Source organism: Actinomycetota bacterium, from assembly GCA_028698215.1.
GTDB lineage: Bacteria > Actinomycetota > Humimicrobiia > Humimicrobiales > Humimicrobiaceae > Halolacustris.
Map to the genome: position 1 here is coordinate 1 of JAQVDY010000001.1, position 13387 is coordinate 13387.

The following is a 13387-nucleotide window of genomic DNA, read 5'->3' on the forward strand; positions in this document are numbered from 1 at the left end:
TTAAAGAATTTGCTACCAACAAGCTGGGCGAAGAGTAGTAGCTAGATTATTAATAATCAAAATTATAATAAAACTGGCAACATTTTTAATGGTAACTATTGTTTTTTAAAAAAAATATAGTAATAATCTAATCACAATAAAAAATATAGGAAGGAGAGCAAATGCAAGATGTAAAAACTGGTGCAAGCGGCATGTCTAAAGGCGCCCTTATATGCGGCATACTTTCTATCATTCCCGGCGCTAGCATTGCCGCCTTAGTGCTGGCCATTATCGACCTGGTTAAAATCAACAAAGGAGAAGCAGGAGTAGAAGGCAGGAAATTTGATATAATTGCAATAATTCTTGCAGTAGTTCTTCCTCCAATATTCTGGACTATCATAACTACCCTGATTTGGGGCTGCGCTGCGGCTTCTGCCATGACTTACAGCGCCTTGTAAGCAGTAAGCAATACAGAATTATTAATTTATTTAGGCCTATTTTTATAGGCCTAAATTTTTAAAAAATATTAAATCTCCAGTCACCGGATTAGCAGTTAGGGTAATTAACATAAAAAGAATCAGGCTTGGCAGCCACATCAACAATAGACCATATCCAGGCAACAAAAGACCAGGTGCCCATGGTGACTACGGTTAAGGCCAAGTTCAGCCAGAATTTCCAGGAATCTGTCTCATAAGTATAAATCCAGGTCCAGAAACCCAGGAAGATAGCCAATAAAACAGCTATCGTTTTATCCTTGGGGACCACTTTTTTGTCCAATGATTGGCCTCTTACCGCAATGCCGCAGTTAGGACACACCACTGCTTCCTTAGCCAAAGGCTTACCGCAATGCATACAATAATAACCCTGGCTAACCACCTCTGCTTTTTCTTCCATTATCTTCTCCTGTTAAATTTCTGCCAATTATGAATTTTACTGGCTAGTCAAAATTATAACTTACCAGCTACAAGCCTGCTGCCGCTGCCCCATTATTTTCTTAGCTGGGGAGAGTCAAACCACAGTCCATGTATGTTTAAAACTGGACTCTCCATATCCAATGCAGCTGTAACCATTACCTTGTCCCGGCTAAACTCTGCCTCATAATATAAAGAGATAAGCCCTTCTTTAAAATTAGCACCTATCAGCTTTTTAGTGCCGGCCTTATAGGTCCCCACTTTTCCCTTAATGAGAGGCAAAAGAGACTCCTCAAAGTTTTGCAGGTCTAATGCGCTGAGCATTTGTTCTGAAAAATCTTCAGAAAACTTCTGGTAATTTTCTTCTGATAGTCCCAGCAGGCAGTTTTCAACTACCTGGTTAGCTTGATCCTCTTGTTCCGGGGTAAGCTCTACCCGGTTAGCAAAGCAGCCCCCTAACATCAGCATGGCAGCCATTGTCATCAGCAAAAAGGCCGCCAATATTTTCCTAGTCATTAGCTACCTTCTGTAACAGCCAGGCCATATTCTCCCCCAGGACCTTCAAGGTATCCATTCCTTCCTGGTCCTCTCTTACCTGCCCTGGTTTTGCCCCTATGGCAAAATTCCAATAAATGGAAGAGGGTATTATGGTTTGGTTTAACATAAACATATTGTTTACCTGGTTAATAGTATCCACTGCCCCCTGCCTCCTGACTGCAGCTACCGCTGCACACACCTTTCGCTTTAAAAGAAAACCGCCAGCCCGGGCGCAATACCCCATCCTGTCCACCAGCGCCTTGGCCGTAGGGGTAACCGAACCAAAATAGACCGGCGAGCCTATCAGTATCCCCTGGGACTGGTAAGCCAGCTTTAAGTACTGGTTCATATTATCTTTATCTATTACACAAAAACCATCCTTGGTTTTTTTACATACGCCGCAGCCGTCACAGGAGCTGATTTGCTCTGAACCAATCTGTATAATATTGGTATTAATCCCTTCCGCCTCCAACTGCTCCAATACGGTTTGCATTGCTATAAAGGTATTGCCCTTCTTATGGGGGCTGCAATTGAATCCTATTACCTTCAAACCTTTACCTCCATTCTAATTAATATAAATTCTGGGAATCCTGCTGCCAATCATGCATACAATTTCATAATTTATAGTACCCATAATATGTGCCAGCTGGTCTGCAGTTACACACTTACCGTTAGCAGTTCCAATAAGTATGGCTTCATCATCCAGTGACACCTTTAATCCGGTAATATCTACCATACACTGGTCCATGGTAACATTGCCTACTACCGGTGCATATTCTCCCCCCGTAATAACCCGGGCCCGGTTGGATAGGAGGCGGCTGTAGCCATCTGCATACCCTATTGGCAATACGGCAATTGTGCTTTTTTGTTTTACTTTATGGGTACGGCAGTAAGATATGGTATCTCCGGCAGCTACTTCTTTGATAAACGCTACCCTGGCCTTTAAACTGAGCACCGGACTCAAGTCCAGGGAACATTCTGTACTGAAAGGATTAAGCCCATACATAGCCAGGCCGACCCTGACCATATTAAATTCTTCTGCAGTATTTTCTATACAGGCTGCACTATTGGCTGCATGTATGAACTTAATTGAGTTCAGCATGGTTTTTGCCGGAGCCAGTACCTGCTTGAACCTTTCCAGCTGCAATGGGGTAAAATCGGAGCCGGAATCACTGGCACAGGCAAAATGGGTAAATAAGCCTTCCACTTCCAAATGAGGGAGACTGGCTATCTCCTTTATTTGTTCTGGTGCCTTCCTGTAATCAAAACCTAAGCGGTTCATGCCGGTGTCTATATTTAGATGGCACCTGGCTTTACAGCCCATAGCAGCTGCCCTGTCATTAAAAGCCCGGGCTTTTTCCAGGCTGCTTATGGCTGGTATAAGATGATAGCCTAGAGCTTGGTCTACGGCTGCCAAAGGAACCTCGCTTAAAACTAAGATAGGGGCATCAATACCCTTTTGCCTTAACTGCCTGCCTTCCTGTACCAAAGCTACTCCCAGGCCATAAGCCCCTTTAGCCAAAGCCCTCTGGGCTACAGGCACCGCCCCATGGCCATAGGCATCTGCCTTCACTATTGCCATCATATTAACCAGCCTATCCGAATACAGGCTTTTTAATGCCTCAAGATTATGCTCCAGTTTGCCCAGGTCTATTTCTGCCCAGGCATTCCTTAATTTTTTGTCTGATTCCAAAATTATTACTCTTTAATCATTGATTTTACAATATCGGCCCTGGTAATTATGCCTACCAGTTTTTTATCCTGGCCTAAAACCGGCACCCTGTTTATATTTTTTTGAGTCATGATATTAGCAACATTATTCACGGTGGAATCCTCATCCACAGATACTACCTCAGCAGTCATGATATCTTCTACCTTGGTTGCCAGGTGTTTTTTAAGACTTTTCTTGAATTTGGACAGGCTTTCCAGATAGATAATGCTGTCCAGCAATTTGAAATAGCTGGGAAAATGAAGATCAGTATCCTGTACAATAATATCTCCCTCAGTAACTATTCCCACCATCTGGCCTTCCTGGTCTAAAACCGGCACTCCGCTGATTTTGTTTGTTAGCAATAGTTGTGACAACTCCTCTATAGAAGCGTCCTGGCTAATGGTGATAACTTCTTTGTTCATAATGTCTTTAGCTAATTTTTCTGCCATCTTTTACTCCCTGTATAAAATTTTTTCCAACTTCAAGAAAACCTTTGGCATACCTTCCAGCAAATCCGTGGCTATCATGGAGGTCTTGCTGGTATGCCTCGATATCAAATCTGAAGCCAATCCATGGATATAGGTTCCGCCGACCGCAGCCTGAAAGTTATCCATACCCTGGCACATCAATGAAGAAATAATACCGGTAAGTATATCCCCGGTCCCGGCGGTAGCTAAAGCCCAGTCACCCGTATTATTGATAAAAGTAGTCTGGTCCTGCCTGGTAATTAGGGTACGGGGCCCTTTTAATACTGACACCAGGTTAAACTTGGATGCCGCCTCTACATTAACTTCATATCTTTGTTCCAGTTTTATACGGTCCATACCCATTATTAAAGCCAGCTCTCCGGCATGAGGGGTAATTACCACATGAGAAAAATCCGGATGTTGCTGTCCATTTACTTCCCGGGGCCCATAGATAGCCGCCAGTCCGTCCGCATCCAGCACTGTGGGTTTGGCCACTCTCATCAGAATTTCCCTTACCAGCCTGATGGTGCTGGAATTTTTAGATATGCCCGGCCCAATAGCCAAAGCATCATAACCGGCGCTTAGGTCTATTATCTCTTCCAAGCTGTCATAATGGATAGACAAATCATCAGTCTGGTCTACAGGATAAGTCATAACTTCAGTAAGCTTCTGCTCTAATATAGGGTTTAGCTCCCAGGGGCAAACCAGGGTGACCAGTCCCGCTCCCGCCCTCATAGCTGCCTGGCAGGTCATGGCTGCTGCCCCGGTAAATCCTACTGATCCTGCTATGACCAGCAGTTTTCCCACACTATGCTTATAAGACCAGGGTGACCTTAAGGGCAGCTTGGAAGCCACCCAGTCCATGCTGGTCTCAAATATCTGCTCGTATTGTTCAAAATATTTTTCAGGTATGCCGATATCTGCTACCTTTACCTTGCCTGCATAACTGGCCCCCGGATAATTTAGAAGCCCCAGTTTCTTGCACCCAAAAGTTATGGTAGCATCTGCCTTTACCGCTGTACCTAAAATTTGTCCTGTATCGGAGTCTATCCCCGATGGAATGTCCACTGCGTATACTTCACTGCTGCTGCGGTTTATCTCTTCAATTATCTTTTTGGCGGGGCCGTATATGTCTTTGCCGTGCAGCCCGGTGCCAAAAATAGCATCTATAATGAAATGGGCATCTTGGACATCCTGTTTAAAGCTATCCCAGGACGGGCCATTGTCTACATTCAAAAACATTACTTTAGCTCCTGCTGCTTTACCCAGCCGGTTAAAATAATGGGTTGAATCGCTGCTGAATTTTTCGGTAGGAGTTATATAAAATACCTTAACGCCTATCTTGGCCTGCAAAAGGTCATAGGCAGCTACAAAACCGTCTCCCCCATTGTTGCCGCCGCCGCAAATAACTATCCCCTGGACCTCTTTTTTGTTTTTGAAATCTGCTTTGACGGCTTTGGCTACACTGCTGCCCGCATTCTGCATCAGCCCCTTGGAATCAATCCCGTCACTGATACAGCGTGCATCTATTTCTGCTATCCTGCTGCCTTTTAGTACCCTATGCATGTAAACCGCCTTTAATATGGTAATTAAGGATATTATAACAAAAAAAACGGATATAATTGAAAACTTATGGTTTTAAAGCCACTGCAAAAGCCACCGCATAATTTTTGGTGGCAGAAATTGAAACTTCTATCCGGGATATGCCCAGTTTCTTTAGCAGCAAAGCCCCCCTGCCTTTAATGGTAACCCGGGGCTGCCCCGGACCGGAAATTTCAATATCTGAAAAAGAAAGGTCTGCCCCAAAGCCGGTACCTAATGATTTAGCCACTGCTTCCTTAGCAGCAAACCTGGCCGCATAGCTTCCCCAGCAGCCCTGGCCCCTGCTCTGGCAATAGCTCCTTTCTTCCGGGGTAAACACCCTGGAAACAAAGGAGGGGGTTTGCTTGATAGAGTCAGCCACCCTTTCTACCTCGATTATGTCCGTACCCACACCAAAAATATCCAAGATCACTCCACAGTAACGCTTTTAGCCAGGTTCCTGGGCTGGTCCACATCTCTGCCCAGGTTTTTGGCAATATAATAAGAATACAGCTGCAAGGGAATAATAGTAAGTATCCCTGACAGCGGCTGGTCTATGGGGGGTATGAAGAAACAGTAATCAATAGCTTTTTTTAGCTCATCGTTCCCCTGGGTAGTTATGGCCAACAGGGTTGCCTTTCTGGCCTTGGCTTCCTGTACATTACCCCATATCTTTTCATAAACATCGTCCAGGGGCATGATGCCTACCACTACCGTATTGCGGTCAGTTAAGGCAATAGGCCCATGCTTCATTTCTCCTGCCGGATATCCCTCTGCATGGATATAGCTTACCTCTTTTAGCTTTAAGGCCCCTTCCAAAGCCATGGGCAAGCCGTACAGCCGGCCTAAAAACAAGAAACAACTGTACCGGTAGGTTTTATCTGCTATTTTTTTAATCTGCTGGCTTTGGTCCAATACCTGCTGTACCTTTTCCGGCAGGGATAAAAGCTCCCTTATAATACGGCGGTATTCCTTATCACCAATAACTTTTTTAGCCTTCGCCAGGTACAGGGCCAATAAATATATTACTACCAGCTGGGCAGAAAAGGTCTTGGTTGCACAAACCCCTATCTCGGGCCCGGCATGAGTGTAGATGACTGCATCTGATTCCCTGGCAATAGTACTGCCCACCACATTGGTAATGGCTGCTACTCTAGCCCCTTTTCCTCTTGCTTCCCTTACTGCAGCCAAGGTATCAATGGTTTCCCCGGACTGGGTAATAGCTATAACCAGGCAATGGTCTCCCACCATGGGATTACGGTACCTATACTCGGACCCATAATCCACTTCCACCGGTATTTTAGCCCATTTCTCTATGACCTGCTTGCCTGCTAAAGCAGCATGGTAAGAAGTGCCGCAAGCTATTATCTGCACCTTTTCTATATCATTTACCTGCTGTACAGAGAATCCTAGCTCTGCAAAATTAAGTTCCTGTTCAGTCAGCCTCCCCCTCATGGTTTCCCTGATTCCATAGGGTTGTTCAAAAATCTCTTTTAGCATAAAATCTGCATATCCCGCTTTTTCTGCACTTTGAATATTCCAGTTAACCCTAAACGGCTTTTTGGTAACCGCCTTGCCGTCTGGTCCAAATATTTCTACGCTTTCCGGAGTAACCCTTACCGTTTCATAATCTTCGATAATTAAAAAATTCCTGGTATGTTCTAAAATAGCAGGCATATCCGAAGCCAGGAAATTCCCTTTAGGCGATACTCCTACCACCAGGGGGCTGGCTATCCTGGCTGCTGCCAGCTGGTCCGGCTCGTCCAGGCATATGGCCACCACCGCACCGGAACCTTTAATACGGGCCATGGTTTTCTGCATGGCAGCAATAAGGTTACCCTCATAATATTTTTCCAACAAATGAGGCAGTACTTCTGAATCAGTTTGAGATATAAACTGGTGCCCCTCTGCTTCCAGTTCAGCCTTTAGCTGCTGATAATTTTCTATAATACCATTATGGACTACCGCAATTTTTTGGCTGCAGTCAAGGTGTGGATGGGCATTTTCCCTGGTGGGTTCGCCATGAGTAGCCCACCGGGTATGGCCAATACCGCAATTTCCAGCAACCATGGAAGAATCAAGGCTGTTTTCCAGCTCCCTTATCTTGCCTGCTTCTTTTACCACTTCCAGCGTAGGTATGGTGCCGTTCCTACTTATAATGCTGATACCGGCTGAATCATAGCCCCTGTATTCCAGCCTTTTTAAGCCTTCCAGCAGCAGTTTCCGGCAATCCTGGTTACCAGTATAGGCCACTATACCGCACATAAAACCTCCTGGTGATGTTTACAGTATGCAAATTAAATAAATCCCCATAGGGATTGTCTAAAATTTATTCCTTACTGTCCTATAAAATTCTTATACACAAAAGGAGAAGTCATAGTTGATAATAGACTAAAATAATTTATATTAAAAGTTATTTTATGGCCCATGGCAAACAACAGCTCCCCTCTTGACTCCAATACTGTATGATCGCTGCTTTGGCCTACTATTTCCATACCGGGAGCAGGCTTTAAATTAGCCGCATCTGCATCCTGCAGCCCCAATGCCACTATGGCCTTCCGCGGATTTTCCTTTACCTCTATTATTTCCGCTTCCAATGTAAAACAGTCCCTGTGAGCACCTTCTAGGGTAGAATAATTCAAGGTTTCATGGCCCAGAAGTATGGCCTCCCCAATCCTTAACTGGTTTATGCCTTCCGGTAGGCCAGAACCAAACACCTGGTCCAGTAAACTGGAATTACCTCCGGATAAAACAGGGATAGCAATACCCAGCTCCCTGTAAATCCTATGCTTTAGTTCTACCATGGCTGACAAACTTTCATAACTGGGTTTTTTACTGGAAATGCAGCGGGCATTAGTGCCCAGCCCCATAACCTTGATGTTTTCCAGCTCAACCAGCTGACGGCAAAAAGGAAGTACCTGGTAAGGCAGCAGGCCCTCTCTCTGGTCATCAGTATCCAGCATAACCATCACTGAATGGGTAATTCCCTTTTTTCCGCATACCTGGTTTATCAGCCTAGCTGCCTCTATCTGGGTACAAGCGCTTACCTGGCTATAGGCGGCAGTATGTTCTGCCTCACTGAGCATAGGGGTCCTGAGCTGCATTAAGGGATAGTTAAAATTAGCCCTTAGCTGGCGCAGGTTATCCAGCCTGCTGTCGCCCAGCATATCTATTTTGCCACTGGCCATAGCCTCTACTATCCTGGTGTGGGCCAATACGCTCTTAGTAACAGCAACGACCGATATGCCTAGAGCGGCACACCGGTCGCAGATTATCTTAGAATTATGGGCAATTTTGCCCCTGTCAATGTTTAGTCGGGGATACGTCACCAAACCATTACTACCTCTTTGAGAACTGGGGTCTTTTTCTTGCTTTTTTCAGGCCATATTTCTTTCTTTCCTTCTCCCGGGGATCCCTGGTAAGCATGCCTTCTTTTTTAAGTATAGGCCTGTATTCTGCATTAATTTCTAACAGGGCCTTGGCTATGCCATGCTTTAAGGCATCAGCCTGGGCATTGACCCCTCCACCGATAATACTAGCCAATACATCATAAGCATTATCAGTACCAGTGAGCTTTAAAGGCTCCTTTATTTTAATTACCAGCGAAGGAAGGGGGAAATAATTATCCAGGTCTCTTTTATTGATAGTTATTTTCCCTTCGCCTGGAACCAGTCTTACTTTGGCTATAGCTTCTTTTCTTTTCCCGGTAGCATAATAACTTACACTGTCTGCCAACTTAAATTCCTCCTCAAATCTCTATTTTTTCAGGTTTCTGGGCCTGGTGCTCATGATTATCACCAGCATAAACCTTTAATTTTTTAAAAATCTGCCTGCCCAGCCGGTTATGGGGAAGCATGCCCTTTATAGCCAGAGAAATAACTTGCTCCGGTTTTTTGGCCAGCTTCTCTTCCAGTGTCTGTACCTTAAGGTTTCCCACATACCCAGAATGCCTGTAATATTTTTTTTGCTTAAGTTTATCTCCGGTAACCTTAATATCCTTGGCATTTATAACAATTACATAATCTCCGCAATCCACTGAAGGAGTAAAGATAGGTTTCCCTTTTCCCCTTAACAGCTTAGCTGCTTCTGTGGCCAGCCTGCCCAATGTTTTGCCCTGGGCATCGATTATGTACCACTTTCTTTCTATTTCTTCTTTTTTAGCATAAAAAGTTTTAATTCCCAATTCTGTCATTATCTTCCTCCCATCAGTATAAGACCTTGGTCAGGAACAATCCCTTGGCAGGCGCAGTTTTGCCAGCCAGTTCCCTATCCCTTGCCTCTAATGCCTTTTCAATAGATTCCAGGGTCCTTAATCCCTTTCCCAGCTCCAGTATGGTACCTACCATAATCCTAACCATATTGTATAGGAAGGAGCTTGCCTCTATATTAAAAATTATTAAATTATCACTGTTCCCTGTAATATGGAAACTGTATACCGTTCTTACCGTACTGCCATATTCGGCCTGGTTGCCAAAAGCCCTAAAATCTTTCCGCCCTATAAACAACCGGGCTGCTTTTTGCATCATTTCCAAATCCAGCTTCTGGGTAATCAATATGCTGTACTTCCTTAAAAAAACACTCTGTACATTACCATTGACCACATAATAGCTGTATATCCTTCTTACTGCATCCCTTCTGGCATCAAAATCACAGCCAACCCTGCTGATATCCCTGATACAGATATCCTGGGGCAAAACACAATTTAGGGACCATTGAAAACGATAAACATCAATTTCCTGATTCAGCTTAAAATTAACCACCTGGTGCAAGGCATGCACGCCTGCATCCGTTCTTCCCGCATAATTTATGCTGACCTTATAACCTGCTACCTGGCCCAGGGCTTCCTGCAGACACCCCTGTATGGTAGCTTTGCTGTCTGGCTGGATCTGGAAACCGCAGTATTCGGTTCCATCATACTCAACCACAGCTTTGTAATTTACCATGGTTACTCCAGCCTTCCAATTTTCAAATAAACTACTCTACCAGCTCCATAATAACCATCTGCGCATTATCGCCTAAACGGTTCTTGTATTTTAAAATCCTGGTAAAACCGCTGGATCTTTCATACATACCGGGAGCCACTTCATTAAAAAGTCTCTGTACAGCCTTATAATTGCCTAAAAGCCTCAGGCAGTTTCTTCTGGCTGCCAGATTATCCTTTTTAGCTATGGTTATCAATTTATCTACAAACCCTCTCAGCATTTTAGCCTTGGGTAGGGTTGTGGTTATTCTTCCATGCTCAAACAGGGAAATAGCCATATTGGCCATCATTGCCTTTTGGTGACTGCTATCCTGCCCAAATCTGGGCCCTTTTTTTGGTACTACCATATCCAATCTTCTCCTGATTTAACTATTTTTTCTTAAAGGATAAACCTAGGTCCTTTACCTTATCTTTAACTTCCTGTATGGACTTCTGTCCAAAATTCCTAATATCCAACAACTCATCTTCAGAATAATTAAGCAATTTCTCTACCGTATCAATACCTTCCCTTTTTAAACAGTTGTAAGCTCTAACCGATAGCTCCAGCTCTTCTATGGAAGGATAATGCGGTTTTTCTTCTTCTTCTTTTACCTCTTCAAAAATAGGGTCATCTTTATTGGCATTATCAGAAAGATCAATCAGCAAAGCCATGTAATCATTAATAATTTTAGAAGCCTGGCTTAACGCATCTTCAGGTTTCATGCTGCCATTGGTATTGATATCCATAATCAGCCGGTCGAAGTTGGTCATCTGGCCCACCCTGGTATTCTCCACCTTAAAAGAAACCTTCTTAATAGGTGAAAAAATGGTATCCAGCGGGATTACTCCTAAAGCATCGCCTTCCACAGAATTCTCTGCGGCTGTTTTATAACCTTTTCCTTTTTCCAATATCAGCTCAGCCTTTAAATCCCCATCCTTGCTTAGGGTAGCCAGGTAAGCATCGGGATTAATAATCTCCACTTCTGAACTCAGCTTAATATCAGAAGCCTTGATTACCCCTGCCCCTTTCTTGGACAGCTTTAATTTAACCGGCTCCTCGGAATCCATCCTAAACACTATTTGCTTCAAATTAGCCACAAATTCCAGTATATCTTCCTTCATACCCTTAAGGGTTGAAAACTCATGTTTAACATCCTCTATCTTGATCCTGGTTACTCCCACTCCCTCTATGGAAGAGAGAAGCACTCTCCTGATGGAATTGCCCAGGGTGTGCCCAAAGCCCCTTTCCAAGGGCTCTACCAGAAATTGTCCATTATAATCGTCTGTATGTTTAACCGTAACTTTTGGTTTTTGCATTTTAAGCAATTTAAATCTACCTCCCAAGCTTAAATATTCTACTTAGAATATAGCTCAATAATTATAAGCTCATTAATAGGTACCTTGATTTCTTCCCTGGTGGGTACCCTCAGGCATTTCCCCTTTAGCTGGTTTAGATCTACTTCCAACCAATCCGGGGGAGTCAAGCTGGCTGCGCTTTCTTTCGCCTCTAAAATAGGCACTATTTCTTTGCTCTTATCAGCAATGCTTATTTCCTGGTTTTCTTTTACCTGGTAGGAAGGTATGTCAACTACCTTTCCATCCACCATAACATGTCCATGCCCTATCAGCTGCTTGGCTTGAATACGGGAAGAAGCCAAACCTATTAGATAAAGTACATTATCCAATCTGGTCTCCAGCAGCTGCAGCAGTATTTCACCGGTAATACCCTTCTTCTTTACTGCTTTCTCGTAATATCGTCTAAACTGTCTTTCCCTTAGGCCGTAATACCTTTTAGCCTTCTGCTTTTCCCTTAACTGCAGGTAATACTCAGTCTCCATTGTTCTTCTTTTGGCTTTTTCGCCAGGCACATAAGGCTTTCTCTCCATTGCGCATTTATCAGTAAAACACCTCTGGCCTTTCAAAAACAATTTCTGTTTTTCTCTCCTGCATAACCTGCAGGATGCACCACTTATATTAGTCATATTCCTGTAACTCCTTTATTTATTCTACACTCTTCTTCTTTTTGGCAACCTGCACCCATTATGGGGTACAGGAGTTACGTCAATGATGTTTCCAATTTCAATTCCCGCTGCCTGTAAAGACCTTACTGCGGTCTCCCTGCCGGAACCTACTCCCTTTACCCTGACATCAACCCTGCTGATGCCGTGTTCCTGGGCGGCCTTAGCCACTTCATTGGCAGTTATCTGGGCAGCATATGGGGTGCTTTTCCTGGAGCCTTTAAAGCCCATTCCCCCTGCACTCCCCCAGGCAATAGTATTGCCGTTCTGGTCAGTAATATTAACAATAGTATTGTTAAAAGTAGACTGAATATGGGCTATTCCATAAGCAATATTTTTTCGCTCTTTCTTCCTTAATCTTCTCTTGGTGGGTTTCTTAGCCAAAACCTTTACCTCCTAATTAACCTGTTTTTTGCTTCTTCCTGATGCCTACGCCCCGTTTTCTTCCTTTTCTAGTTCTGGCGTTGGTATGGGTTCTCTGTCCTCTAACAGGGAGCCCTCTTTTATGTCTGATACCCTTGTAAGAGTTTATTTCTATAAGTCTTTTTATGTTTTGGGTTACTTCTCTCCTGAGATCGCCCTCTACCTTGATATTGGCATCTATATATTCTCTTATCTTTGAAACCTCGTCTTCACTTAAATCCTTGGTCTTTAAGCTTTTGTCTATTTTCAGATCATCTAAAATCTGGTTAGCCTTTGATTTGCCAATACCAAAGATATAGGTTAGTGAAACACTTATATGCTTATCCCTTGGAATATCTACGCCTGCTATTCTAGCCAACTTATAACCTCCTTAACCCTGTTTCTGTTTATGCCGAGGGTTTTTACAGATTACCATTACTTTACCCTCTCTTTTTATAATCCTGCAATCATTGCAGATTTTCTTAACAGATGGTTTCACTTTCATTTTGTCAACCTCTTCTATTTAAATTATTTCTTCCTGTAAGTTATCCTGCCCCTGCTCAAATCATAGGGTGATATTTCTACCTTAACCGTATCTCCTGGCAAAATTTTAATATAATGCATCCTCATTTTGCCTGAGATATGGGCCAATATCTTATGCCCATTTTCCAACTCCACCCTAAACATGGCATTGGGCAAAGCCTCCAGTATAGTACCTTCGGCCTCTATAATGCCTTCCTTTTTACTAATCTTGTTCCCCTTTTTAATTTATCTAAAGCGCAAATATGTAGATTACCAAAAAATCAACCCGATGTCTACAC

Annotated in this window: 20 protein-coding genes; 1 reads left to right on the forward strand and 19 read right to left on the reverse strand. The window is 43.6% G+C overall.

Going from position 1 to position 13387, the window contains the following annotated elements; genetic code table 11:
* Nucleotides 1–161 precede the first annotated feature (161 nt).
* A complete protein-coding gene (locus PHN32_00005) occupies nt 162–437 on the forward strand; it encodes a hypothetical protein (GenBank protein ID MDD3775980.1) in 276 nt (91 codons plus the stop codon).
* Between the two features lie 88 nt (nt 438–525).
* On the opposite strand, the gene PHN32_00010 is transcribed toward PHN32_00005, so the two are convergent.
* From PHN32_00010 to infA, 19 genes are all read right to left on the reverse strand, one after another.
* Nucleotides 526–873, reverse strand: coding sequence for a zinc ribbon domain-containing protein (locus tag PHN32_00010; GenBank protein MDD3775981.1), 348 nt, complete (start codon nt 871–873; stop codon nt 526–528).
* A 92-nt stretch (nt 874–965) separates the two neighbouring features.
* Complete coding sequence (locus tag PHN32_00015; protein MDD3775982.1) at nt 966–1406, reverse strand: hypothetical protein; 441 nt, start codon at nt 1404–1406, stop codon at nt 966–968.
* Nucleotides 1399–1977: a flavodoxin family protein gene (locus PHN32_00020; GenBank protein ID MDD3775983.1), complete on the reverse strand. Its 579-nt coding sequence runs from the start codon at nt 1975–1977 to the stop codon at nt 1399–1401. The genes PHN32_00015 and PHN32_00020 overlap by 8 nt, the downstream gene beginning before the upstream one ends.
* Nucleotides 1978–1992: 15 nt before the next feature.
* On the reverse strand, nt 1993–3120 hold the full coding sequence (gene alr / locus PHN32_00025; protein MDD3775984.1) for an alanine racemase: 1128 nt from the start codon (nt 3118–3120) through the stop codon (nt 1993–1995).
* A gap of 5 nt (nt 3121–3125) precedes the next feature.
* A complete protein-coding gene (locus PHN32_00030; protein ID MDD3775985.1) occupies nt 3126–3587 on the reverse strand; it encodes a CBS domain-containing protein in 462 nt (153 codons plus the stop codon).
* Nucleotides 3588–3590: 3 nt separating this feature from the next.
* Entirely contained in the window at nt 3591–5171 is a 1581-nt protein-coding gene (locus tag PHN32_00035; GenBank protein MDD3775986.1) for an NAD(P)H-hydrate dehydratase, read from the reverse strand.
* A gap of 64 nt (nt 5172–5235) precedes the next feature.
* Nucleotides 5236–5613, reverse strand: a complete 378-nt coding sequence (acpS, locus tag PHN32_00040) for a holo-ACP synthase (protein MDD3775987.1) — start codon at nt 5611–5613, stop codon at nt 5236–5238.
* Nucleotides 5614–5615: 2 nt separating this feature from the next.
* A complete protein-coding gene (gene glmS, locus PHN32_00045; GenBank protein MDD3775988.1) occupies nt 5616–7451 on the reverse strand; it encodes a glutamine--fructose-6-phosphate transaminase (isomerizing) in 1836 nt (611 codons plus the stop codon).
* 71 nt (nt 7452–7522) lie between these two features.
* Nucleotides 7523–8515, reverse strand: a complete 993-nt coding sequence (locus PHN32_00050; protein MDD3775989.1) for an alanine racemase — start codon at nt 8513–8515, stop codon at nt 7523–7525.
* A gap of 10 nt (nt 8516–8525) precedes the next feature.
* Nucleotides 8526–8921, reverse strand: a complete 396-nt coding sequence (gene rpsI, locus PHN32_00055) for a 30S ribosomal protein S9 (protein MDD3775990.1) — start codon at nt 8919–8921, stop codon at nt 8526–8528.
* Between the two features lie 13 nt (nt 8922–8934).
* A complete protein-coding gene (rplM, locus tag PHN32_00060; protein MDD3775991.1) occupies nt 8935–9363 on the reverse strand; it encodes a 50S ribosomal protein L13 in 429 nt (142 codons plus the stop codon).
* Between the two features lie 28 nt (nt 9364–9391).
* Complete coding sequence (truA, locus tag PHN32_00065; protein ID MDD3775992.1) at nt 9392–10129, reverse strand: tRNA pseudouridine(38-40) synthase TruA; 738 nt, start codon at nt 10127–10129, stop codon at nt 9392–9394.
* Nucleotides 10130–10160: 31 nt separating this feature from the next.
* Nucleotides 10161–10514 (reverse strand): 50S ribosomal protein L17, encoded by a 354-nt coding sequence (gene rplQ, locus PHN32_00070; GenBank protein ID MDD3775993.1) that lies wholly within the window; start codon nt 10512–10514, stop codon nt 10161–10163.
* Nucleotides 10515–10536: 22 nt separating this feature from the next.
* The gene (locus tag PHN32_00075) at nt 10537–11463 is read right to left on the reverse strand and encodes a DNA-directed RNA polymerase subunit alpha (GenBank protein ID MDD3775994.1); all 927 of its coding nucleotides are present in this window, start codon (nt 11461–11463) and stop codon (nt 10537–10539) included.
* A gap of 38 nt (nt 11464–11501) precedes the next feature.
* Nucleotides 11502–12128 carry a 30S ribosomal protein S4 gene (rpsD, locus tag PHN32_00080; protein ID MDD3775995.1) on the reverse strand — a complete coding sequence of 209 codons (627 nt, stop codon included), beginning with the start codon at nt 12126–12128 and terminating at the stop codon, nt 11502–11504.
* Nucleotides 12129–12152: 24 nt separating this feature from the next.
* The gene (gene rpsK, locus PHN32_00085; protein MDD3775996.1) at nt 12153–12548 is read right to left on the reverse strand and encodes a 30S ribosomal protein S11; all 396 of its coding nucleotides are present in this window, start codon (nt 12546–12548) and stop codon (nt 12153–12155) included.
* A 16-nt stretch (nt 12549–12564) separates the two neighbouring features.
* Nucleotides 12565–12945 carry a 30S ribosomal protein S13 gene (rpsM, locus tag PHN32_00090; GenBank protein MDD3775997.1) on the reverse strand — a complete coding sequence of 127 codons (381 nt, stop codon included), beginning with the start codon at nt 12943–12945 and terminating at the stop codon, nt 12565–12567.
* A 12-nt stretch (nt 12946–12957) separates the two neighbouring features.
* Entirely contained in the window at nt 12958–13071 is a 114-nt protein-coding gene (gene rpmJ / locus PHN32_00095) for a 50S ribosomal protein L36 (protein ID MDD3775998.1), read from the reverse strand.
* A gap of 23 nt (nt 13072–13094) precedes the next feature.
* Complete coding sequence (gene infA / locus PHN32_00100; GenBank protein MDD3775999.1) at nt 13095–13316, reverse strand: translation initiation factor IF-1; 222 nt, start codon at nt 13314–13316, stop codon at nt 13095–13097.
* Nucleotides 13317–13387: the final 71 nt, after the last annotated feature.